The 20,896-nt window shown below is 68.8% G+C and carries 21 protein-coding genes; 14 read left to right on the forward strand and 7 right to left on the reverse strand.

Annotated features, from left to right (window positions below):
• Positions 1-76 precede the first annotated feature (76 nt).
• The 5 genes from ASG45_RS01590 (at position 77) to ASG45_RS01610 (ending at position 4,852) form a co-directional block, all read left to right on the forward strand.
• Entirely contained in the window at positions 77-1,363 is a 1,287-nt protein-coding gene (locus tag ASG45_RS01590) for a GAF domain-containing protein (protein WP_055832356.1), read from the forward strand.
• An 81-nt stretch (positions 1,364-1,444) separates the two neighbouring features.
• Positions 1,445-1,969 (forward strand): hypothetical protein, encoded by a 525-nt coding sequence (locus tag ASG45_RS01595; protein ID WP_055832358.1) that lies wholly within the window; start codon positions 1,445-1,447, stop codon positions 1,967-1,969.
• 355 nt (positions 1,970-2,324) lie between these two features.
• The gene (gene exaC / locus ASG45_RS01600; protein ID WP_055832360.1) at positions 2,325-3,875 is read left to right on the forward strand and encodes an acetaldehyde dehydrogenase ExaC; all 1,551 of its coding nucleotides are present in this window, start codon (positions 2,325-2,327) and stop codon (positions 3,873-3,875) included.
• A gap of 96 nt (positions 3,876-3,971) precedes the next feature.
• On the forward strand, positions 3,972-4,364 hold the full coding sequence (locus tag ASG45_RS01605; protein ID WP_055832361.1) for a DUF779 domain-containing protein: 393 nt from the start codon (positions 3,972-3,974) through the stop codon (positions 4,362-4,364).
• 191 nt (positions 4,365-4,555) lie between these two features.
• The gene (locus tag ASG45_RS01610; RefSeq protein WP_055832363.1) at positions 4,556-4,852 is read left to right on the forward strand and encodes a hypothetical protein; all 297 of its coding nucleotides are present in this window, start codon (positions 4,556-4,558) and stop codon (positions 4,850-4,852) included.
• Here ASG45_RS01610 and ASG45_RS01615 read toward each other — a convergent pair.
• From ASG45_RS01615 to ASG45_RS01630, 4 genes are read right to left on the reverse strand one after another with little or no spacing between them, the layout of a single operon-like run.
• Positions 4,849-5,454, reverse strand: coding sequence for a response regulator transcription factor (locus ASG45_RS01615; RefSeq protein WP_082509391.1), 606 nt, complete (start codon positions 5,452-5,454; stop codon positions 4,849-4,851). The genes ASG45_RS01610 and ASG45_RS01615 overlap by 4 nt on opposite strands.
• Before the next feature lie 7 nt (positions 5,455-5,461).
• Positions 5,462-6,580, reverse strand: coding sequence for a sensor histidine kinase (locus ASG45_RS01620; protein ID WP_235561539.1), 1,119 nt, complete (start codon positions 6,578-6,580; stop codon positions 5,462-5,464).
• Between the two features lie 28 nt (positions 6,581-6,608).
• Complete coding sequence (locus ASG45_RS01625; protein ID WP_055832366.1) at positions 6,609-7,406, reverse strand: ABC transporter permease; 798 nt, start codon at positions 7,404-7,406, stop codon at positions 6,609-6,611.
• The gene (locus ASG45_RS01630) at positions 7,403-8,332 is read right to left on the reverse strand and encodes an ABC transporter ATP-binding protein (RefSeq protein ID WP_055833146.1); all 930 of its coding nucleotides are present in this window, start codon (positions 8,330-8,332) and stop codon (positions 7,403-7,405) included. The genes ASG45_RS01625 and ASG45_RS01630 overlap by 4 nt, the downstream gene beginning before the upstream one ends.
• Before the next feature lie 195 nt (positions 8,333-8,527).
• Between ASG45_RS01630 and ASG45_RS01635 the strand changes: the two genes are divergently transcribed.
• The 5 genes from ASG45_RS01635 (at position 8,528) to ASG45_RS01650 (ending at position 13,486) form a co-directional block, all read left to right on the forward strand.
• A complete protein-coding gene (locus ASG45_RS01635; protein WP_055832368.1) occupies positions 8,528-8,818 on the forward strand; it encodes a type VII secretion target in 291 nt (96 codons plus the stop codon).
• Entirely contained in the window at positions 8,815-10,581 is a 1,767-nt protein-coding gene (locus ASG45_RS01640; RefSeq protein WP_055832370.1) for an alpha/beta hydrolase, read from the forward strand. Before ASG45_RS01635 ends, ASG45_RS01640 begins: the two co-directional genes overlap by 4 nt.
• Complete coding sequence (locus tag ASG45_RS16050; RefSeq protein ID WP_156459326.1) at positions 10,578-11,084, forward strand: hypothetical protein; 507 nt, start codon at positions 10,578-10,580, stop codon at positions 11,082-11,084. The genes ASG45_RS01640 and ASG45_RS16050 overlap by 4 nt, the downstream gene beginning before the upstream one ends.
• 157 nt (positions 11,085-11,241) lie before the next feature.
• A complete protein-coding gene (locus ASG45_RS01645; RefSeq protein ID WP_055832372.1) occupies positions 11,242-12,183 on the forward strand; it encodes an ATP-grasp domain-containing protein in 942 nt (313 codons plus the stop codon).
• Positions 12,170-13,486 carry an O-acetylhomoserine aminocarboxypropyltransferase/cysteine synthase family protein gene (locus ASG45_RS01650; RefSeq protein WP_442922813.1) on the forward strand — a complete coding sequence of 439 codons (1,317 nt, stop codon included), beginning with the start codon at positions 12,170-12,172 and terminating at the stop codon, positions 13,484-13,486. Before ASG45_RS01645 ends, ASG45_RS01650 begins: the two co-directional genes overlap by 14 nt.
• 481 nt (positions 13,487-13,967) lie before the next feature.
• On the opposite strand, the gene ASG45_RS01655 is transcribed toward ASG45_RS01650, so the two are convergent.
• Entirely contained in the window at positions 13,968-15,029 is a 1,062-nt protein-coding gene (locus ASG45_RS01655; RefSeq protein WP_200943380.1) for an LLM class flavin-dependent oxidoreductase, read from the reverse strand.
• Between the two features lie 123 nt (positions 15,030-15,152).
• On the opposite strand from ASG45_RS01655, the gene sfnG reads away from it, so the two are divergent.
• The gene (gene sfnG / locus ASG45_RS01660) at positions 15,153-16,286 is read left to right on the forward strand and encodes a dimethylsulfone monooxygenase SfnG (RefSeq protein ID WP_055832374.1); all 1,134 of its coding nucleotides are present in this window, start codon (positions 15,153-15,155) and stop codon (positions 16,284-16,286) included.
• A gap of 26 nt (positions 16,287-16,312) precedes the next feature.
• Complete coding sequence (locus ASG45_RS01665) at positions 16,313-17,383, forward strand: putative FMN-dependent luciferase-like monooxygenase (protein ID WP_055832376.1); 1,071 nt, start codon at positions 16,313-16,315, stop codon at positions 17,381-17,383.
• A 48-nt stretch (positions 17,384-17,431) separates the two neighbouring features.
• On the opposite strand, the gene ASG45_RS01670 is transcribed toward ASG45_RS01665, so the two are convergent.
• Positions 17,432-18,550, reverse strand: a complete 1,119-nt coding sequence (locus ASG45_RS01670; protein WP_055832377.1) for a hypothetical protein — start codon at positions 18,548-18,550, stop codon at positions 17,432-17,434.
• Positions 18,551-18,578: 28 nt separating this feature from the next.
• Complete coding sequence (locus tag ASG45_RS01675) at positions 18,579-19,703, reverse strand: hypothetical protein (RefSeq protein WP_235561540.1); 1,125 nt, start codon at positions 19,701-19,703, stop codon at positions 18,579-18,581.
• Between the two features lie 225 nt (positions 19,704-19,928).
• Here ASG45_RS01675 and rpsF point away from each other — a divergent pair, with 225 nt between their 5' ends.
• A complete protein-coding gene (gene rpsF, locus ASG45_RS01680) occupies positions 19,929-20,321 on the forward strand; it encodes a 30S ribosomal protein S6 (protein WP_055832381.1) in 393 nt (130 codons plus the stop codon).
• A 5-nt stretch (positions 20,322-20,326) separates the two neighbouring features.
• The gene (locus tag ASG45_RS01685; RefSeq protein ID WP_055832383.1) at positions 20,327-20,854 is read left to right on the forward strand and encodes a single-stranded DNA-binding protein; all 528 of its coding nucleotides are present in this window, start codon (positions 20,327-20,329) and stop codon (positions 20,852-20,854) included.
• Positions 20,855-20,896 lie beyond the last annotated feature (42 nt).

The raw sequence follows: 20,896 nt of genomic DNA on the forward strand, positions 1-20,896 counted from the left end.
GACGCCCGACCCCTCCCCTCGACACGGCCGTCGACCTACACTGAGACCCACCTCCGTCACCGCCGATGGGAGTCCTGTGTCCTCTTCCTGGTCGCGACCGGCCATCTCCCCCGAGACCTCGGGACTGCTGATCGCGCGCGCCCACGACGAGATGCTCGCCGGCAACGAGGATCGACGCCTCGACGACGTGCGGCCCCTCGTGCAGGACTCGTGGCGGCGGTCGCTGGCATCGCTGGTCGGACCCGAGGGGCTTCCCTCGCTCGAACTCGCCAGCGACGAGCTCGAGGCCTACCGTCGCGCCCACCCGTTGGCGGGGGTGATGGACATGGTGAGGTCGCTCCTGCTGCCCGGCACGGCCGAGGAATCGGGCGTCGTGGTCGCCGTCGGAGATGCCGCCGGGCGCCTGCTGTGGGTCGAGGGCGACCGGCACATCCGCACGCTCACCGGCGACATGGGTTTCGTCGCGGGCGCGAACTGGGCGGAAGACGCGGTGGGCACCTCGGCCCCGGGAACGGCGCTCACCCTGGACCGGTCGGTGCAGATCCGCGGCGCCGAGCACTTCAACCGCCTCGTGCAGCCGTGGTCGTGCACCGCGGCTCCCGTGCACGATCCCGAGACGCGGCGTCTGATCGGTGTGATCGACGTCACGGGCGGGCCCGAGGCCGTGACGCCCCAGGCTCAACTGCTGGTGGATGCCACGGCCCGCGCGATCGAGAGCGAGATCCTCGTCGCGCGGCTGCGCGCGCAGCATCCACCCGCGCCGAAGCGGGCGGTGCCGTCGCGCGCGTTGCTGCGCATCCTGGGTCGCGATCGCGCGCTGCTGGAGGTGGATGGGGCGGTGCGGGAACTCAGCGCCCGGCACGCCGAGATCCTGCTGCTCCTCGCCGTGCACCGGGAAGGGCTGTCGGCCGAGGCGCTGAGCGAAGCGGTCTACGGCCACCCCGCCGTCGAGACGCTGCGGCCCGAGATGGTGCGGTTGCGCCGCGCGCTCGTCCCCGTCGCGTCGCGTCTGGTTCCGGCATCCCGCCCCTATCGCCTGCTGGAGGATCTCGAGACCGACGCGCAGCACGTGCTGTCGCTGCTCGATCGCGGGGCGCGCCGGGTGGCGTTGGCCGCGTACGCGGGTTCGGTGCTGCCGGAGTCGGACGCACCGGGGGTCATCGAGGTGCGCGAGTCGGTGCGCTCGGCGCTGCGCGAAGCGCTCATCGCCGAGGCGAGCGTCGACGTGCTGCTCGCCTACGCCGAGACCGCCGAGGCGTGCGACGACGAGGAGGTGCTGCGGCTGTGCCTGGGCATGCTCCCCCCGCGTTCCCCCAAGCGCTCGGGGCTCGTCGCGCGGCTGGAGCGTCTCGAGCGGGCGTGAGCGGGCCCTGTTCGCCGGGTGTTCGCCCGGCGATGGGCCGCGGGCGTTCCCGATGTCGGAACCCCTCGTTACGCTGAACATATGGACGAAGAAACGCTCGACATCTTCTCGGCAGCTCGCGCCCGTCGCGACGTGGGGCGCATTCGCGAGGCCCTCGCCGAGGTGAAGGCCGGCGATATCGCCCGGGTCATCGTCCGCTCCCCCCGCTACGGCCTCTACGCCCTCGAGGGCACCGTGCGCATCGGCGTGGGCGGTCAGCCGCTCGTCGGTGATGTCATCCTCGCCACGAGCTCCGAGATCCAGCGCATCGACGTGGGCATCGAGCAGCCCGAGGCCGCCCTGGGTGCCGATGTCGTCGATCCCTCGACCCTCCCCCACGGCACGCCCGTCCGCGTGACGTTCCTCACTCCTACGCACCAGACCTTCGCGCTCACCGGACCGATCACGGCCGGCAACGACCGGTTCCTGCTGGTCGGCAGCTGGATCGTCGCCGACGATCGCGTCATCGCCCCGCGCGTGCAGAGCATCGAGCGCCTCGACGGCGTCGACCTGCACGAGGTCAATGTTCCGCCGCTCCGGTCGGTGCTGGCTGACGCCGACGCGTAGTCTCCCGCGCTGAACGGATGCCACGGCCTCGGGGTCGTGGCATCCGTCGTCGGTGCGTGTGGGGGCCGCGGTCCCCGCGTCGGACCCGGTGGCGTTCGCTCGCCGCGCGTGCCCACCCCGGGCGGCGGACGGACGGCGGGTGATCGGAACCGCATCCTTTTGACGAGGACGCATGCGTTCGCCGCCAATCGGGTGCGGTCTCGGCAAACGGGTGCGGTCTCGTTGGGACGGCTACGCCGCCGTCCGCCCGCGCGTGCGTCCCGGGTGCAACCGGATGCAACCTCCCCCGGCGTAGCGTCGGCGCATCGCCGCCCGAAGCCGTCGCGGCGACTCATGACCGTCGAAGGAGACACGCATGACCATCGTCGAAGAAGGCGTCTCGAGCGTCTACGCCGCTCCCGGAACCCGCGGAGCCGTCGCCGAGTACCGCTCGCGGTACGGGCACTACATCGGCGGCGAATGGGTCGAACCGCACAGCGGCGAGTACTTCGAGAACATCACCCCGGTCACCGGCAAGCCGTTCTGCGAGGTCGGTCGCGGCGACGCGCACGACATCGACCGCGCGGTCGAGGCCGGCTGGAAGGCGTTCGCGTCGTGGAAGAAGACCACTCCCGCCGAGCGCAGCGTTATCCTGAACAAGATCGCCGACCGCATCGAAGAGAACCTCGAGAAGATCGCCGTCGCCGAGACGTGGGAGAACGGCAAGCCGGTGCGCGAGACGCTCGCCGCCGACATCCCGCTGACCGTCGACCACTTCCGCTACTTCGCGGGCGTGCTGCGGGCCCAGGAGGGCTCGCTCAGCCAGCTCGACGAGAACACTGTGGCCTACCACTTCAACGAACCGCTCGGTGTGGTCGGGCAGATCATCCCGTGGAACTTCCCCATCCTCATGGCCGCCTGGAAGCTGGCGCCGGCGCTCGCCGCGGGCAACTGCGTCGTGATCAAGCCGGCCGAGCAGACCCCGGCATCGCTGCTGTTCCTGTTCGACATCATCGGCGACCTGCTGCCGGCGGGCGTCGTGAACATCGTGAACGGCTTCGGCATCGAGGCGGGGGCACCGCTGGCGCAGCACAAGCGCATCCGCAAGATCGCGTTCACCGGTGAGACCACCACGGGGCGTCTGATCATGCAGTACGCCTCGCAGAACCTCATCCCCGTGACGCTCGAACTCGGCGGCAAGAGCCCGAACGTGTTTTTCGAAGACGTCGCCCTGCGCAGCGACGACGCGTACTACGACAAGGCGCTCGAGGGCTTCACGATGTTCGCGCTGAATCAGGGCGAGGTGTGCACGTGTCCGTCGCGCTCGCTCATCCAGCGGTCGATCTACGACCAATTCCTCGGTGACGGCCTCGAGCGCGTGAAGAAGGTGCGTCAGGGCAATCCGCTCGACCCCGAGACGATGATCGGAGCACAGGCGTCGAACGACCAGCTCGAGAAGATCCTGTCGTACATCGACATCGGCAAAGCGGGCGGAGCGAAGCTGCTGACGGGTGGCGAACGCGTCGATCTCGGCGGCGACCTGACGGACGGCTACTACATGGCGCCGACCGTTTTCGAGGGCACGAACGACATGCGCATCTTCCAGGAGGAGATCTTCGGCCCCGTCCTGTCGGTGACCTCGTTCGACGACTTCGACGACGCGATCTCGATCGCCAACGACACCCTCTACGGCCTCGGCGCCGGTGTGTGGAGCCGCAGTGGCGACACCGCCTACCGTGCCGGCCGCGCCATCGAAGCCGGGCGTGTGTGGACGAACACCTACCACCAGTACCCCGCGCACGCCGCGTTCGGCGGGTACAAGCAGTCGGGCATCGGCCGCGAGAACCACCTGAAGATGCTCGACCACTACCAGCAGACGAAGAACCTGCTGGTGTCGTATGCCGATGGGGCCATGGGCTTCTTCTGAGTCCTGCTGATGGGCGCGCCGTGTCTCACTTCGTGCAGATCGGACACCGATCTTCTGCACCAAGTGGGACACGGCGGTGAAGGAAGGACGGAACGGATGCCAGAACTCTCCCGCGTCGACGTGACGGATGCCGCGGCCGCGCTCCTGCGCGATCTGACGGTGAAGCACGGCCCGCTGATGTTCCACCAGTCCGGCGGCTGCTGCGACGGCAGTTCTCCGATGTGTTACCCGGTGGGAATGTTCCTCACGGGGCCGAGCGACGTACTGCTGGGCACCGTCGAAGTGGGCCTCGACGACCCCATCGAGGTCTACATGTCGGAATCGCAGTTCGAGTACTGGAAGTTCACTCACCTGACGATCGACGTCGTGCCCGGGCGCGGGGCGGGCTTCTCGGTGGAGGGTCCGACGGGCATGCGATTCCTCATTCGCTCGCGGATGCTGACGGAGCAGGAGGCGGTGGCGTTCGGGGTGACGACTCTCTCGGAATGAGGCTGCGGCGCCACCGGCGGTCGCGAACGAAGGTCGCGACACCGTACGACGGCTAACGGGCGAAAACGCCACGGCGTCGGGCGAAAACGGCGCCCACCCCCCTCGGCGGTGGAAGCGGGCGCCGTTAGCGTGTCGTCGGTCCGGGCACGAGACCCGGCAGCCGCGCGAGCGGCTCGCGCGGAGGGTGCCCCATGAAGTTCAGCGCCGGTCGCGTGTTCGTCCTCGTCCTGGCCCCGCTCATCGCCGCGGCCCTGGTAGCGACCGGGCTGATGCTGCTGGCCATCGTCGCGACCGAGGCGGCGACGACCATCGTCGTCCCCTACCTCGTCACCTACACGGGAACGAAGGACCCGGGCGGCGGTGGGCGGACGCTGTACATCGACGGCTCCTGGTCCGTCGCGACAGCGGTGACCGGCATCGTGGCGTCTCCCCTGGTCGCGCTGGCACTCTTCCTGCCCGACGGACCCGCACGACCGCGTCGCGGCTAGAGCCAGCCCCGGTCGACAGCCACTCGCACGGCGTCCGCCCGATTGCGCCCGCCGGTCTTGCCGATCGCACTCGAGAGATGGTTCTTCACCGTGCCCTCCGACAGGTGCACCATCCGCGCGATGTCGGCGATCGACCCGCCCGACCGCGCTGCGGCGAGCACATCGGTCTCACGCTCCGTGAGGGGCGAGTCGCCCTGAGCCAACGACTCGACAGCCAGCGCCGGGTCCACGACTCGCAGTCCCATCGACACGCGCCGCACGGCATCGGCCAGCTCGGCCGCGGGAGTGTCCTTCACGACGAAGCCCGATGCCCCGGCCTGAAGGGCCCGTGCCAGGTAGCCCGGCCGGCCGAAGGTCGTGACGATGAGGGCACGGCATCCGGGAACCTCGGAACGCAGGAGTGATGCCGCGGCGATGCCGTCGATACCGGGCATCTCGATGTCGAGCAGCGCCACCGTCGCCTGAGACGCGCGAGCCGCTTCGACGACCTCGTCGCCGCGCCCGACCTGGGCGACGACCTCGATATCGTTCTCGAGCCCGAGCAGGGCGGCGAGGGCACCGCGCACCAGGGCCTGGTCGTCGGCGATGAGAAGCCGGATCACCATCGCGTCACCACGTCACTTTCACTCTGAACCCGCCGAGATCACTGCGACCCACGGTGAGGCGGGCGCCAGCGGTCTCGACGCGTTCGCGGAGGCCCGTGAGCCCTGACCCCGAGGATGCCGTGGTGGACGGTCCGCATCCGTCGTCGTCGACCTCGACACCGCGGGCGCTCAGACGCACGCGGCACGCGTGAGCACCGGCGTGCCGTACGACGTTGGTCACCGACTCGCGCACCACCCATCCGGCGAGCTCCCGACGATCGGCGGGGACCTGCTCGGTCGACCCGGGCAGGTCGGGCGTCACCCCGGCGCTCTCGAGGGCGGCCCGCGCCGCGGCGAGCTCCCCGCTGATGCTCACGCCGCGGAAACCGTGCACCGTCGCGCGCACGTCGGCCAACGCGCCACGCGCCAGCTGCTCGATCTGGGCGATCTCGTCGCGCGCGGCCGGGGATCCGGCATCCATCAGTCGCCCCGCCAGCTCGGCTTTGACCGTGATGACCGTGAGGGAGTGGCCGAGGATGTCGTGCACGTCGCGAGCGACGCGGCCCCGCTCGCGCTCGGCGGCGAGCTCGGCGACCTGGTGCTGCGCGGCCCGAAGACGCGCCAGGGTGGTGATGTTGCCGGTGAGAGTCGCCATCATCACCGACACCGAGAGGATGACGGCGGCGTTCAGGGCGCTGTTGCCGACGTCGGCGTCGTCCCACACCCCCACGGCGAAGGTGAGGCCGGCCAGCACCAGGAGGGCGATCCAGAGCATGCTGCGCCGCATGCGCGAGACGGCGAGGGCCACGCCGACGAACGTCCACAACCAGCGCACGTCGGCGCCGAGCCACGGAATGAGCGACAGGCTCAGCAGGAAGAGCACCGCGGCCGGAACGAGGCGCACCGCACCGGGCTGCAGCCGCCGCATCACCGGAACCGTGCACAGGAAGGCACCGCCGAAGACCGCCACGAGAAGCGTCGGCACGATGGTGACGGCCGAAGGCTGCGCCCACAGCGTGTACATCGTCGGCACGATCCAGGCGAGAGACATGCCCGCGCCGACGAACCACCCGCGGTTCGACATGGCGAAGCCGGCACCCGCGGAGGGTGCCGACCCGGCGGCGGGGGCGGCCTGCTCGTTCATCACGTTCACCATAGGACGCCCCCGTCGCTCATCCTCGCCGCGTATCGCGACGGAAGAAGGCGACCGTGCCCGTGACGAACACCGCGAGCCAGACGACCGCATTGATCAGGGCACCAAGGTCGAAGGCATCCCCCGTCAGCGGTGACCGCGCCAGCTCACCGATGCCGTACACGGGCGTCAGCTTGCCGATGACCTGCAGGAAGTCCGGCATGTTCGACAGCGGGAAGAACAGGCCGCCCAGGAACGACAGCAGAACGACGACCAGGCTCGTGATCTGCGCGACGTTCTCACCGGGCACCATGTAGCCGACCATGAGCCCGAGCGTCGTGAAGACCGCACCGGCGAGCAGCCACGCGGCCAGGCCCGACACGATCCACTGGGATGCCGACAACTCGACGCCCGAGAACATGGCCACGATGTAGGTCGCGACGATGGCGACGAGACCGAACATCATGCCCGCGATCGTCTTCACGGCGACATTGACGACAGGGTTCAGCGGCGTGAGGCGCAGCTGCCGCGTCCACCCCTGCGCGCGTTCGGCGGCGACCGACGCCCCGGTCTGGGTCGCCGACATCATCGCTCCGTACATCGCCATCGACACCATGATGTACGCGGCCACCGACACTCCCCCGGATGCCACGGGCGTCGCCGTCAGCGGTTCGTCGAGCAGCTGATACCCGACGATGAAGAACATCAGCACCGGGAACGCCACGGTGAAGAACAACCCGCGCGGGTTGCGGATCTTGCGCATCAGCTCGAGGCGCAGATAGGTGAGCGTGAACCCGCCGAGGGTGGGCACCGGTCGGTCGAGGGTGATGGCGGTCATCGGACTGCTCCGTTCAGGGCGGGTGCCGCGGCGTCGGCGGTGAGGGCGAGGAAGACGCTCTCGAGGTTCTGCGCGGTGATCTCGAGATCCCGCGCGGGGGTGGCGGTCAGCAGGTGTCGAGCGAGCTCGTCGGAATCACGCGTGTGGATCGTGACGCGCCCGCCGGCGGCCTCGACCGAATCGACGCCCGGAATCGACGCGAGCGCCGTGAGGTCGGCATCCGGGAGCGTCACCTGGACGACCCGACCCGAGACGAGGTTCTTGATCTCGGCGGTGCTCCCGTCGGCGACGATCCGGCCGCGGCTCATCAGAACGATGCGATCGGCGTATTCGTCGGCCTCGTCGAGGTAGTGCGTGGCGAACATGACGGTGCGTCCGCGGGCGGCATCCGCCCGGATCGCACTCCAGAACGAGCGGCGCGCCTCGACGTCCATGCCGGTGGTCGGTTCGTCGAGGATCAACAGCGCTGGGTCGCTCACGAGGGCCATCGCGAAACGGAGTCGCTGCTGCTCGCCCCCGGAGCACAGGCCCACGCGACGGTTCGCCAGACCCTGGATGCCGGCCCGCTCGAGGGCTTCGTCGACGGGACGCTTCTCGGCGAACAGGCTGGCCGTGAGGGCCACCGTCTCGCGGACAGTGATGTCTTTGAGGAGGCCACCGGTCTGCAGCACGGCCGAGACGAGGCCGCGGGCGACGGCGCCGCGGGGGGTGTGTCCGAACACCTGGATGGAGCCGGCGTCGGGGTTCGTGAGGCCGAGGATCATGTCGATCGTCGTGGTCTTACCCGCGCCGTTCGGGCCGAGGAAGGCCACGATCTCGCCCGGACGGACGGTGAGGTCCACGCCGCGAACGGCGTGGACGGAGCCGAAGCTCTTGACGACGCCCCGCGCGTCGATCGCGACGGGGGTGGGGGTGGAGGAGGTCATGTGTTCATGCTGGCCGCGCACGACGGCCGGCACGGGGGGCGTGGGTCACGTCGTGGGGGTGACGTTCGTCATGGGTCGGGGTGGATGGGTGAAGTTCGGCGCTCCCGCGACGAGCGCGGGCGAACCTTTCCCCGTGAGGGGTGGATCTGTGGATAACTCCCGAGGCGACTGCTCAGACCTCAGTACCGTGCGGGGATGCAGAAATTCACGGTCGAGCCGGAGGCACTGCGCCGTGCGGCGTACGTGGTCGACGCCGCGGCGGATCACGCCGGGGCGTCGACGTCGTTGACTCCGACACGCAACCTGGGGCACGCGCGGCTGAGCGCGGCGGCCGAGGAGTTGCTGCAGTCCTTGACGGGCGGTTGGACGGAGGCCACGGCGCAGATCGACGCCGTGGCCGCGAGTCTGCGCGCCACCGCGCAGATCTACGAGCGAGCGGATGCCGACGGCGAACGAGACGCCCGCGCCATCGGCGCGCAGCGATGAGTGCCCTGGGCGCGACGACGCTGGCCTCTGAGCTGGTTCCCGGCTCCGTCGAGGCGGCCTACGAACTCGCGCGTCTCGGCGGGCAGCGATCTTCGGTCGCCGATGACATCTCTCACTCCCTTCGGCGACAGCACGAGATCGACGGATGGACGGGGAGCGCCTCCGACGCGTACGGCGCGCGGATCGACCTCATCGCGCGGCGATGGGAGCTGATCGGTGAGGCGCTGGAGGCCCTGGTCGAACCGATGCAGACCTATGGCCGCGCACTGTCGCGCGCCCAGGGGCTGGCTCAGGATGCCATCGAGGCATGGGCCTACGCCTCATCGCTGCCGACCGACGGTGGCGAGCTCCCCGCATTCCGTTCCTTCGCGAGCGGATGGCCGCTGGTCATCTCGGACGGACGCCATCAGGGCGCAGCGCCGAGCTCCCGCGCTGAGGCCCTGCGCCGGGCCGAAGCGATGCTCGCCGACGCGTGCGCCGACGTGCTCACCGCGGGTGATATCGCCGCGGCCGCGGTGCGCGCATTGATCGAGCCGCTCCGCGCGCGAGGCGAGGTCTGGGTCTCGATCGGTGAGGGCCTCGGGCGCACCGCGGTGCCGTCGGCGCACGTGCTGTCGGTCATGTCCGCGCTCGATCCGTCTGCCCTGACCGCTCTGCTACGGGCACGGCCCGACCTGGTGGTGAGGCTCGCACAGGCCGATCCTGCTGCCATCGCGCCGTGGTGGCGCGATCTCGACCCCGACGTGCGCGAGGTGCTCATCACCGAAGCACCCGGGGTGATCGGGAACCTGGGCGGCGTCGCGTACGCGTCTCGTGACCGCGCGAATCGCATCGTGCTCGCGCAAGCGCTCCAGGATGCCAGGAACAGTCCCTGGGATCAGTCCGATCAGGCCGCTGCGCTGGAGGCACTGGAGAGAGCTGCCACGGGCAACACCCTCGCCTCGCTCGTGCTCGACCGGCCCCCGTTGGCGCAGGTGGCGGTGGGCGATCTGGATCGGGCTCGTCACATTTCGGTGATCGTGCCGGGGATGGGGACGACGGTCGGGGGTGACATGAAGAACTACGTGGAGGCAGCAAAGGCGCTCATTACCGAACAGGTCAGCGTTTCCGATCTGCTCCCGGGTCAGGTGGCCGCGGTGGCCTGGATCGGTTACCACCCACCAATGCCGGATATCAATGCCGCCGAGGTTGCGTCTGATACCCGTGCCGCGGTGGGGGCGGCATCTTTAGCGCGTGATCTGAAAGCGGTCGAAGCGGTCCACCAAGCGAGGCACGCGGACGTGGACCTTTCCGTTGTGGCGCACTCATATGGGACTGGTGTGGCGACGCTTGCCCTTGAGCATGCACACGCAGATCACGTCATTCTCCTGGGGTCAGCGGGCATATCGACTCGAATCGACAGTGCGTCTGACCTCGACGTTCCTGATGGGGAAGTTTTCGCGTCGCAGGCTCTCAGGGACGGTTGGGCGCCGGTGGGGCAGCTGCTGTCCGGTCGAACCGACCCCACAGATTTGACGTTCGGGGCTCGCGTGTTCTCCTCCGAAGCCACGGTTGTCGACGGGACGGTTTTCGATCAAGTCGATAGGCACGGGCCGTTCGAGGCCGGATCCGATGGGGCGTCGAGCTATTTCACCAGGAACACTACGGCGCTCTACAACACCGCACTCGCCACAACCGGGAACGACGATCGAATCATTGCAGGCGGCAGTGCACAGGAGCGCGCTGCTGTCAGGGGCTGGATGTGGGACGTGAATCATTCATGAGGGCATACATCGCAGCGCTAGGCGTGCTGATCACGGCCATTATCTTGACGGCATGCTCGACCGACACCGACAAAGGAGAATTGACGATGTCACCCCAGGAACTTCGAGTCGTCGCGCAGGATCTGTATCAGGCCGTCACTGCCACCTTGGGTGAGGACGGGTGGACTGCTAGCGAGTCCTGGTCGGCCTGCGACGCTCTTGGAGGAGCCGAGGGTGTCACGCTTCACTTCGACGCCTACTTACGACAACCCCTGTCGAACGAGCCTGCAGTGCTTTCTGAGCGGGTGCAGGCTGGATGGAAGAAACTCGGGATCGACGCCAAGATAGCTGTCAACAATGACCTCGATCCTGCTCGATACATCCTTTCTGATCCACCTTTTCGGACCGGAGTGAACAAGGACGGAAGTTTCTACGATTTGGAACTTGGGGCGGGTATCGCAAACTTCAGTTACACGAGTTCGTGCGTCCCCGGTGACATTTTCGAACTCACCGACCAGAAGTAGGCCGGCGTTGAGCGTGCCGATCCAATCAAACCCGGACGCACCTGAATCGTACGGAGGCGCCGCCACACCGCCCGGCAGACCCCACGTGCCGATCGACTGGTGTCCTCCGGTGACGCTCCGCACCCGCGATGTCCGAGCCTCGGGTTAGCCTGACCACATGTCGGGCAAGGTCTACGTCATCCATGAGAACCCCCAGTGGCTCCCGCCGTTCGAGGCGGCGTTCACCGCCGAGGGTGTGCCGTTCGAGGAGTGGTTGCTCACCGATGGGTCGATCGACCTGTCGGTCGAGCCGCCCGAGGGCATTTTCTGGTCGCGTCTCAGTGCGTCGGCGCACACGCGTGATCACGCGCACAGCAAGGAGTTCGGCCGTGCCGTGCTGCGCTGGCTGGCGTCGTGGGGGCGCACCGTCATCAACGGCGCCGACGTGCTGGAGCTCGAGGTCAGCAAGGTCGCTCAGCATGCGGCTCTGCGTCACGCCGGTATCGATGTGCCGCGCACCGTCGCGGTGTTCGGCGTCGACGATCTCGCCGCGAAGGCCGAGCAGTTCGGGGCGCCGTTCATCAGCAAGCACAACCAGGGAGGCAAGGGCCTCGGCGTACGCCGCTGGGACTCCGTGGCCGAGTTCTCTGAGTGGGTCTCCTCCCCCGAGTTCGAGCCGTCGCCCGACGGCATCACGCTGCTGCAAGAACTCCTGGTCGCGAAGGCGCCGTTCATCACCCGCGCCGAGTTCGTGGCGGGCGAGTTCGTCTACGCCGTTCGAGTCGACACGAGCGCGGGCAGCTTCGAGCTCTGCCCGGCCGAGGCCTGCGCGGTGCCCGGAGCCGACGGTGTCGAGCCCGAGCCCCTCTTCCGCCTCCGCGATGACGTCGATCAGGCACTCATCGACCGTTACCTGGCCTTCCTCGCCGCCGAGGGGGTCGGCATCGCCGGGATCGAGTTCATCGAGACCCGTGACGGACGCACCGTCACCTACGACGTAAACACCAACACCAACTACAACCCCGATGTCGAGGCGACCGCGCCGCGCTCCGGACCGCGTGCCATCGCGCGCTGGCTGGGCTCGCTGCTCCCCCAAGAGGCGGTGGGTGCTCGTGGCTGAGGCCGCCCCGCCGCATACCGAGTGGCAGGGCTTCGGGTTCGCGACGCGTCAGGTGCACGCCGGCGAGGTCGAAGACCTCACGCACGGCTCGCGCATCACCCCGGTGCACCTGTCGGCGGCGTACCGTTTCGCCTCGTTCCAAGAGGCCACCGATCGATTCGGCGGCGCCGACCTGGGACACCTGTACTCGCGAAACCTGAACCCGACGAACCAGGTCGCCGAAGCACGACTGGCGTCGCTCGAAGGCGGGGCCGGCACGATCGTCGTCGGCTCCGGCCAGGCAGCCATCACCATGGCCCTGCTGGGTCTCGCCGGCAGCGGCGAGCACCTCGTGTCGACCGCGAGCATCTACAGCGGAACCCGAGTGCTGTTCGACCGCACCTTCGCGCGCATGGGTGTCAGCGTCGACTACGTCTGGGACCCCAGCGACGAGCACGAGTGGGACTCCCTCATTCGGCCCGAGACCAAGGCCATCTTCACCGAGACGTTGCCGAACCCGAAGAACGACGTCGTCGATATCGACGCCGTCGCCCGAGTGGCACGCAGGCACGGCATCCCCCTCGTCGTGGACAACACGATCGCGACCCCCTTCCTGATCCGTCCCATCGAGCACGGAGCCGACATCGTCGTGCACTCCGCGACGAAGTTCCTCTCGGGTCACGGCGCCAATCTCGCGGGCGCCGTCGTCGACGGCGGAACGTTCGACTGGGCGGCATCCGATCGCCCCTATCCCGGACTCACCGAGACGCCGATCGCAGAACACGCCTCGTTCGTCGCCGCGTTCGGCCCCCGTGCGTTCGAGTTCTTCCTGCGGTTCGGCATCGCCAACGACACCGGTCCCGCCCTGTCGCCGCTCAACGGCTTCCTTCTGCAGCAGGGCATGGAGACGTTGTCGGTGCGCATGCGTCAACACCTCTCCAGCGCACACACGATCGCGACGTGGCTCGAGCAACACGACGGCGTCGAGAGCGTCGACTACGCCGGACTCCCGTCGCACCCGCAGCACGCGCTCGCCGTCCGCGACTACGGTGGCCTCTCGGGGTCGGTCTTCTCGTTCACCGTGGCTGGCGGTCGCGACGGCGCCGAGCGATTCTTCGACGCGCTGCGCCTGTTCAGCCGCATGACGAACATCGGCGACACCCGCTCGATGGCGCTGCACCCCGCGACCACGACCCACCTCGGCTTCACGCAAGAGACGCGCGACCGCCTCGGCATTGGCGACGGTCTCGTGCGTCTGTCGATCGGCCTCGAGGATGCCGAAGACCTCATCGCCGACCTGGATCAGGCGCTTCGCGCGGTCTGACGCCGGCTGCGCCGCCTGGCGGGCCGATCCGTCGGCCTCCGGCTTCGTCGAACTCAGCGGCCTGCCGCCGACGCCGCACTCCCCCGCCCCCCGTTGAGTGTCCAAGACACGCCGCATCCGCGCCTGTCTGAGCGGCGTGTTCTGGACACTCAACGCTGGGGAAGCGCCGCAGCGCGCGCGGCGTGGAGACGCGCAGGCCGCACTCCCCCGCCCCCCGTTGAGTGTCCAAGACACGCCCCATCCGCGCCTGCCTGAGCGGCGTGTTGTGGACGCTCACCGCTGGGGACGCCCGCGCAGCGCGCGCGGCGTGGAGACGCGCAGACCGCATTCTCCCTCCCCGTCGAGTGTCCAAGACACGCCGCAGCTCACCCCGACTGAGCGGCGTGTCCTGGACACTCAACGCTGGGGAAGCGCACGTAGAGCGTGGGGCGCGCCCGGAACCCTCGCCAGGGGAGACGCGCTCAGCGCGGCGGCGGCGCGATCAGGCGTCGCGGAGCGCCTCGAGGCGCCGCACGCGCGGGATGACGTCGGCGGCGAAACGCTGCAGTTCGGGCAGGTGCGGCGAGAACTGCAGCAGCAGGGTCGAGACGCCGACGTTCGCGAACTCGACGATGCGTTCGGCGACCTGATCGGGCGTGCCGATGAGGTTGGGCCGCAGGCCGCGGTTCGACACCGAGTACTCCTTGAGATCGACCGGGGTGTCGAGCTTCGACTTGCTCACGAAGTCCTGGTACGAGCCGTAGGCCGCTCCCCCGCGCACGTCGGTGATGCGGTCGATCTCGGCCTGGGCCTCGTCGTCGGTGTCGCGGACGACCGCGTACGCGGCCATGCCGAACGCCTCGAACGGCGAGGCGCCGGCCTCGGAGCGCCGACGGCGCATGTCGGCCACCTTCGTCGACAGCTCCTCGAGCGTGCCGCCGTGCGTCAGGTACGCGTCGGCGAAGCGCGTGATCGCGGTGCGACCGGCCTCGCTCTCGCCCCCGGCGTACAGGCGCGGAAGCACCTGCGGCTTCGGTTCGGTGTACGTGCCCTCGGTGCGGTAGTACTCGCCCTCGTAGGCGAAGGGGGTCTGCGTCCACAGGCCCCGCAGCACCTCGACCCACTCGATCGTGCGGGCGTAACGGTCGTCGTGCGCACTGAACAGGCCGTCGTACTGCTTGGCCTCTTCGGCCCACCAGGCCGACACGACGTTCAGCGTGAAGCGCCCCCCGCTGATCTCGTCGATGGTCGCCGCCTGCTTCGCGGTGTGGAACGGGTTGTGAAACCCCGGGCGCACCGCCGTCATGAGCTCGAGGTGAGAGGTCACCGCCGCCAGACCGGCGGTCACCGCCCACGCGTCGAGCGACGGGGCTTCGACGCCCTTGATGTCGTTCAGGTTGAGCTCGGGAATGAGCGTCAGGTCGAAGCCGCCCTCTTCGGCGACGCGGGCGATCTCGGCGATGTGGGCGAACGACACGGGCGTCTGCTCGTCGTCGACGTTGCGCAACCACCCGCCGAAGATCGGGGTCCAGTAGCCGAATCGCACGCGCTGGGGGGAGGTCATTGGTCCATCCTCACCCGTTCCCAGACGCCCGGGGTCACGGGGCGAAACGGGCCGTCACATGACGTTGACCCGAAGCCGACCCGGTGCGACGGTGGCCGTGTTCCGATCCGCGAGGAGGACTCCATGACCGACATCTCCCCCACCCACGAGCCCCTGAAGTTCGCCTACTGGGTTCCCAACGTCAGTGGCGGACTGGTCATCAGCTCGATCGAGCAGCGCACCGACTGGAGTTACGACTACAACGTGAAGCTGGCGCAGACGGCCGAGCGCGTCGGCTTCGAGTACGCGCTGAGCCAGGTGCGGTACGCCTCCAGCTACGGCGCGGCCCAGCAGCACGAGTCCACCTCGATCAGCCTTGCGCTGCTGCTGAACACCGAGCGACTCAAGGTCATCTCGGCGATCCACCCGGGGATCTGGCATCCGGCGGTTCTCGCGAAGTTCATCAACACCGCCGACCAGTTCTCGCACGGGCGGGCCGCGGTGAACGTGGTCAGCGGATGGTTCAAAGACGAGTACACCGACCTGGGTCTGGAATGGCTGGAACACGATGAGCGGTACGAGCGGGCCGCCGAATTCATCCAGGTGCTGCGGGGCCTCTGGACACAGGAGAAGTTCTCGTTCCACGGCAAGTACTACGACATCACCGACTTCACGCTGCGTCCGTTCCCGTACGAGGTGCCGGGGCGCCCCCACCCCGAGATCTTCCAGGGCGGGAACAGCACCGCCGCGCGATTCAATGGCGGCGCCTTCTCGGACTGGTACTTCTCGAACGGCAAGGACTTCGACGGTTTCACCGAGCAGTATGACGACGTCACGCGCGTCGCCGCCGAGCACGGGCGCCGCACGCGCTTCGGCCTGAACGGCTTCGTCATCCAGCGCGACAGCCGTGCCGCGGCCGAGGCGCAGCTGCGCGACATCATCGAGCACGCCGACGACAGCGCGGTGCAGGGATTCCGTCGGAGCGTGCAAGAAGCCGGTGCCGCCACGAAAGACGGCAAGGGCATGTGGGCCGACTCGTCGCTCGACGACCTCGTGCAGTACAACGACGGTTTCCGCACGAAATTGTTCGGCGACGCGCAGCAGATCGCGGAACGGATCGTCGAATACAAGAAGCGCGGTGTCGATCTGTTCCTGCTGGGCTTCCTGCATTTCCAGGAGGAGCTCGAGCACTTCGGTGAGACGGTGATCCCGATCGTGCGCGAACTCGAGGCCGATCTCGCGCGCACCGGGGACGCGATCGCGGTACCGGCCCGCTGACCGGAGGCCCCGCTTAGGCTCGACGAATGGCGAGAATCAGCGGGGTGCCCGAGGGCACGCGGGGCGGCGCGCGGCTGGGGTTCTTCACCCGACTTCTGGATGCCGGAACCGACGGCCAGCGGTATCGCGCGGCGCTCGAACAGGTGCGTGCGGCCGAAAAGCTCGGCTTCGCGTCATTGTGGGTCGCCCAGCATCACTTCGACCGTGACGAGGGGGGACTGCCGTCTCCCTTCCCGTTCCTGGCGGCGGCCGCCGTGCAGACCGACCACATCGCCCTGGGAACCGGCATCGTGACGCTGCCCATCGACGACCCGGTGCGCGTGGCCGAGGATGCCGCGTTCGTCGACGCCCTGAGCGCAGGGCGCGTGCAGCTCGGCATCGGTACCGGTGGCACTCCCTCGTCGTTCGCCGCGTTCCGCCGCTCGTCCGACGACCGGCGTGAGATCCAGGCCGAGCACGTCTCGGTACTCCGCGACGCCTTCGCGGGGCGCGGGATCCGCGACACGGAGCTGCGGCTCAACCCCCCGGCTCCCCACCTGGGCTCACGCCTCTGGCAGGCGACCTTCTCGGTCGACGGCGGGCGTCGCGCCGGGCGAGAGGGCGACGGTCTTCTGCTCTCGCGCACGCAGCCGCGAGAACCCGGGCAGGCGCTGCACGATGTCCAGCTGCCGATCATCGAGGCCTACCTGGCGGCGTTGCCGTCGGGGGTCGAGCCCCGCATCCTCGCTTCGCGCACGGCGGTGGTGGTCGACGCTGCCGACCTCGACGAGACGTGGCGCGGAGCTGAGCGCGGCATCCGGCGCCTCACCCGCACCTTCCTTCGACGCGACGACTCGGGCGATCTGCGAGATCTCGCGCGTGCTTCCGACACCCACCTCGGCACCGTCGACGAGGTCGTGGCCTCACTGGTCGCCGACCTCACCCTGGCCCGGGCGACAGACGTGGCGTTCCAGGTGCACTCCGTCGACCCCGCGCACGAGGTGACGCTGCGCTCGCTGGAGCTGCTGGCCACGGAGGTGGCCCCCCGCATCGGCTTGCGCACCGGGGCCGAGGCCGCCCGTGAGCTCCGGAATCTCGGGGCCGATATCGACGTATGACGTCAGAGGCATATATTCCTCCGTCGGAATGCGATCGCCTCGATCCCGTCAACGAAGGAAGTCGGAGACGAGGGTGAACACCCACCAGCCGCCGATGGCGACCGCAACGACGACGGTGACCCACGAGAAGCGGCGTTTCAGCCGTCGCCCGGGGACGGCGACGCCCCGGGGTGGGGGAGTGAGCAGCGGAGCGGCCGGATGCGGGACTCCGGCGTCGACTGGAACCGTGGGCGCCCCCGACGACGCTGCGGCCGACAACCGCTCATCGCGCCAGCGCGCCCACTGCGCGAGTTTGTCGTCGATCGCGTCGACGGTCACGAACAACCACTCCCAGACGGCGGGGTCGAGCGTCGACAGCTCGCGCCGCGAGTAGAGGAACAGCCAGTCATCGACGATCTCGACGTCGAGGGCGGCGGCGCTGTCGATGAAGCGCGCCATCACGTCGGGCGTGAAGAGGTACAGCGCGTCCCGCTCGTACCCCTCCGGGCAGTACAGCGCGAAGTGCCTGTCGAAATCGCCCTCGAGACTGAGCCGCTGGCGTGGGCCGAACGAGACGGGCAGATTGGTTCCCCCGAAGAGGCCGTTGTTGCCCACGGCATCCAGCACGATGTGCGGAAGAGGGGTGTCGAGGCGGAGGGCGACGTACCCCCACCGGTGCGTCTGCTTGTTCTTGCCCGACCCGGTCTCGTACGAGAAGTTGCCGATCTCCACGGCCCGCGGACGTTCTCCGCGCACGAGATCGCTGGTCTCGCGAGAGTGACCGAGGCCGAAGATCATGCCGGGAAGCGGGGGGTTGGCGAACCCCGGATGCCAGGTCATCCCGTTGGCGCGCGCGAAGCGGTCCAGGCGGTATCGGCGTACGGCCGCTCCCCCGAGGCCGCGGATGATCGCCCCGCCGATGAAGACGGCGACGGCCAGGAAGACGGCCAGGATCAGCAGGGGGATCGGGCCGGAGCCGTCGCGTGTGACGAATGACGCGACGATCAGGCCGAAGACCGGCACGGCCACGAGCAAAAACGCGACGCCCACGATCACCAGCACGATGATCGACACGAGCCGACCGCTCAGTCTGCCCTCGCGTCTCAGTTGCGCACTGAACGCGCGTGCCGCGGCGCGGTCGACGGGCTCGGTGAGCGGCGCGGGGTCGAACGGTGCGGTGCGGGTCATCGTGATCGCCTCCCTTCCTCGACGGTACTCACAGCGACAACAGGAGCAGCAGCGGCACGAGCAGCATCACCGCTCCCACGGCGAACGCCCCGCCCACGATCACCAGCACGACGAGCCACGGATTGCTGCGGCGCAGTCGACGGCCGGCCGGTGCCACGCCCCGCGGGTGCGGCTGGAGCAGGCCGGCAGGCACGACGGGTGCGCCCCCGGGTGCCGCTCCCCCGGCGTGGGCGACGGGGGCCGGGGCCGGCGCGGACACGGCGGTCACGCGGTCGTCACGCCACCGCTCCCACTGCTCGAGCTTGTCGAGCAGCGCGGAGATCACCGAGAACTCCCACGCCCAGCGCCCCGGATCGACGCTCGACAACTCCTCGCGGGAGTAGAGGAACAACCAGTCGTCGACGATCTCGACGTCGAGCACCGCGGCGTTGTCGATGAACCGGGCCATGACGTCGGGAGTGAAGAGGTACAGCGCATCGCGTTCGTAGCCCTCGGGGCAGAACAGGCGGAAGTGGCGGTCGAAGTCTCCCTCGAGGCTGAGCCGTTGGCCTCGCACCCACGACGCCGGAAGGTTCGACCCGAACGCGCCGTCGTTCGCCGTGGCATCGAGGACGATGTGGGGGAGCGGCGTGCCGAGGCGGATGGCGATGTAGCCCCACCGCACGGTGGTGCTGCTCTTGCCGTTGCTCACGACGTACGAGTGGTTGCCCATCTCGACGAAGCGCGGCTGCAGGCCCCGCACCACATCGGTCGCCGTGCGAGCGCTGCCGAGCGAGAAGATCACCCCGGGAAGCGGGGGCGCCGGCACCGCGGGGATGTACTCCATGCCCACGTCGCGGGCGAACCCGGCGATCCGCCACCGGCGGTCTTCCTGCGCCCGCACGCCACGCTGCGCGACGAGGATGCCGGCGATCAGAGCGCCGAGTCCCAAGAGCACGGGCACGACGAAGAGGAACCCGACGACGATCGCGCCCTCGCGCAGCACCGAGGCGAAGACCGCGACCAGGAACGCGAAGAACACGCCCATTCCGGCGATCATCGCGAACGCGATCGTGTACGCGACCACCGCGACGGCAGCGTTGCCCGACGGCAGGCGCCCCTCGGCGCGCAGCCGTGCGGTGAAGGCGCGCGCGCCCGCGCGATCCTCGGGCATCAGGAGTGCCCTCGCGTCGAACGGTCGTATCCCTGTCATGCGGCCCCCCGCCGTCGGTGTGCTCCACGCTACCGATCGCCGATTCCCCGGGGGAGCCGGCATCCGTTAGACTACGAAGGTTGTCCGGTCACGCCCATGCGCGTATAAGCCCGCGACAACGTGCACCACACCCTCCTGCTGCCGGGAAATGCCCGTCAGCCGTTCTAGTCCGAAGGAGGTGGGTTAGTGACGCACCAGTACGAACTCATGGTCATCTTCGATCCCGAGGTCGACGAGCGCCAGGTCGCTCCGAAGCTCGACGGATTCCTCAAGGTCATCACGGCCGATGGGGGAACCATCGACAAGATCGACATCTGGGGCCGCCGTCGCCTTGCCTACGAGATCCGCAAGAAGAACGAGGGCATCTACGCCGTCGTCAACTTCGTCGCGACCAGCGCTGCCACGAACGAGCTCGACCGTCAGCTGAAGCTGAACGAGCAGATCATGCGCACCAAGGTCCTGCGGGCTGAAGAGGCCATCGCTCAGGTTGCCGCCGAAGCCAAGCGCTCCGAGGAGAAGGCTGCTCGCAAGGCCGCCGCTCCCCGCAAGGTCGAGTCCGCCGAGAAGGCTGCGAAGTAACGACGATGGCCGGCGAAACCGTCATCACCGTTGTGGGCAACCTCACGGCCGACCCCGAACTGCGTTACACGCAGAACGGTCTTCCGGTCGCGAACTTCACCATCGCGTCGACTCCCCGCACGTTCGACCGTCAGGCGAACGAGTGGAAAGACGGCGAGGCGCTGTTCCTGCGTGCCTCGGTGTGGCGCGAATTCGCCGAGCACGTCGCCGGTTCGCTGACGAAGGGTTCCCGTGTCATCGCGACCGGTCGCCTCAAGCAGCGTTCGTACCAGGACCGCGAGGGCAACAACCGCACCTCCATCGAACTCGAAGTCGATGAGATCGGACCCTCGCTCCGCTACGCGACCGCTCAGGTCACCCGTGCCGCGTCCAGCGGTGGTGGCGGCGGTGGCGGTGGCGGACAGCGCCCGCAGGTGCAGCAGTCGGCTGATGAGCCGTGGTCGACCCCCGGGTCGAACAACGGCGGCAACAGCGGCGGCGGCGCCGACGCGTGGAGCACTCCCGGTTCCTACGGAGACGACACACCGTTCTGATCTTCGCCGCGCTCTCGAGCGTGACGATCCCTGAAATTCCGG

Source organism: Microbacterium sp. Leaf436 (assembly GCF_001424715.1).
Taxonomy (GTDB): Bacteria; Actinomycetota; Actinomycetes; order Actinomycetales; family Microbacteriaceae; genus Microbacterium.

Excerpts from the sequence above, each read along its gene's own strand:
- ASG45_RS01685 (WP_055832383.1), top strand. The coding sequence starts at position 20,327 with ATGGCCGGCGAAACCGTCATCACCGTTGTGGGCAACCTCACGGCCGAC.
- ASG45_RS01675 (WP_235561540.1), bottom strand. The coding sequence starts at position 19,703 with ATGCCCGAGGATCGCGCGGGCGCGCGCGCCTTCACCGCACGGCTGCGC.
- ASG45_RS01635 (WP_055832368.1), top strand. The coding sequence starts at position 8,528 with ATGCAGAAATTCACGGTCGAGCCGGAGGCACTGCGCCGTGCGGCGTAC.
- ASG45_RS01670 (WP_055832377.1), bottom strand. The coding sequence starts at position 18,550 with ATGACCCGCACCGCACCGTTCGACCCCGCGCCGCTCACCGAGCCCGTC.
- sfnG (WP_055832374.1), top strand. The coding sequence starts at position 15,153 with ATGACCGACATCTCCCCCACCCACGAGCCCCTGAAGTTCGCCTACTGG.
- ASG45_RS01645 (WP_055832372.1), top strand. The coding sequence starts at position 11,242 with ATGTCGGGCAAGGTCTACGTCATCCATGAGAACCCCCAGTGGCTCCCG.
- ASG45_RS16050 (WP_156459326.1), top strand. The coding sequence starts at position 10,578 with ATGAGGGCATACATCGCAGCGCTAGGCGTGCTGATCACGGCCATTATC.
- ASG45_RS01665 (WP_055832376.1), top strand. The coding sequence starts at position 16,313 with ATGGCGAGAATCAGCGGGGTGCCCGAGGGCACGCGGGGCGGCGCGCGG.
- exaC (WP_055832360.1), top strand. The coding sequence starts at position 2,325 with ATGACCATCGTCGAAGAAGGCGTCTCGAGCGTCTACGCCGCTCCCGGA.
- ASG45_RS01595 (WP_055832358.1), top strand. The coding sequence starts at position 1,445 with ATGGACGAAGAAACGCTCGACATCTTCTCGGCAGCTCGCGCCCGTCGC.
- ASG45_RS01610 (WP_055832363.1), top strand. The coding sequence starts at position 4,556 with ATGAAGTTCAGCGCCGGTCGCGTGTTCGTCCTCGTCCTGGCCCCGCTC.
- ASG45_RS01640 (WP_055832370.1), top strand. The coding sequence starts at position 8,815 with ATGAGTGCCCTGGGCGCGACGACGCTGGCCTCTGAGCTGGTTCCCGGC.
- ASG45_RS01605 (WP_055832361.1), top strand. The coding sequence starts at position 3,972 with ATGCCAGAACTCTCCCGCGTCGACGTGACGGATGCCGCGGCCGCGCTC.
- ASG45_RS01630 (WP_055833146.1), bottom strand. The coding sequence starts at position 8,332 with ATGACCTCCTCCACCCCCACCCCCGTCGCGATCGACGCGCGGGGCGTC.
- ASG45_RS01625 (WP_055832366.1), bottom strand. The coding sequence starts at position 7,406 with ATGACCGCCATCACCCTCGACCGACCGGTGCCCACCCTCGGCGGGTTC.
- ASG45_RS01620 (WP_235561539.1), bottom strand. The coding sequence starts at position 6,580 with ATGAACGAGCAGGCCGCCCCCGCCGCCGGGTCGGCACCCTCCGCGGGT.
- ASG45_RS01655 (WP_200943380.1), bottom strand. The coding sequence starts at position 15,029 with ATGACCTCCCCCCAGCGCGTGCGATTCGGCTACTGGACCCCGATCTTC.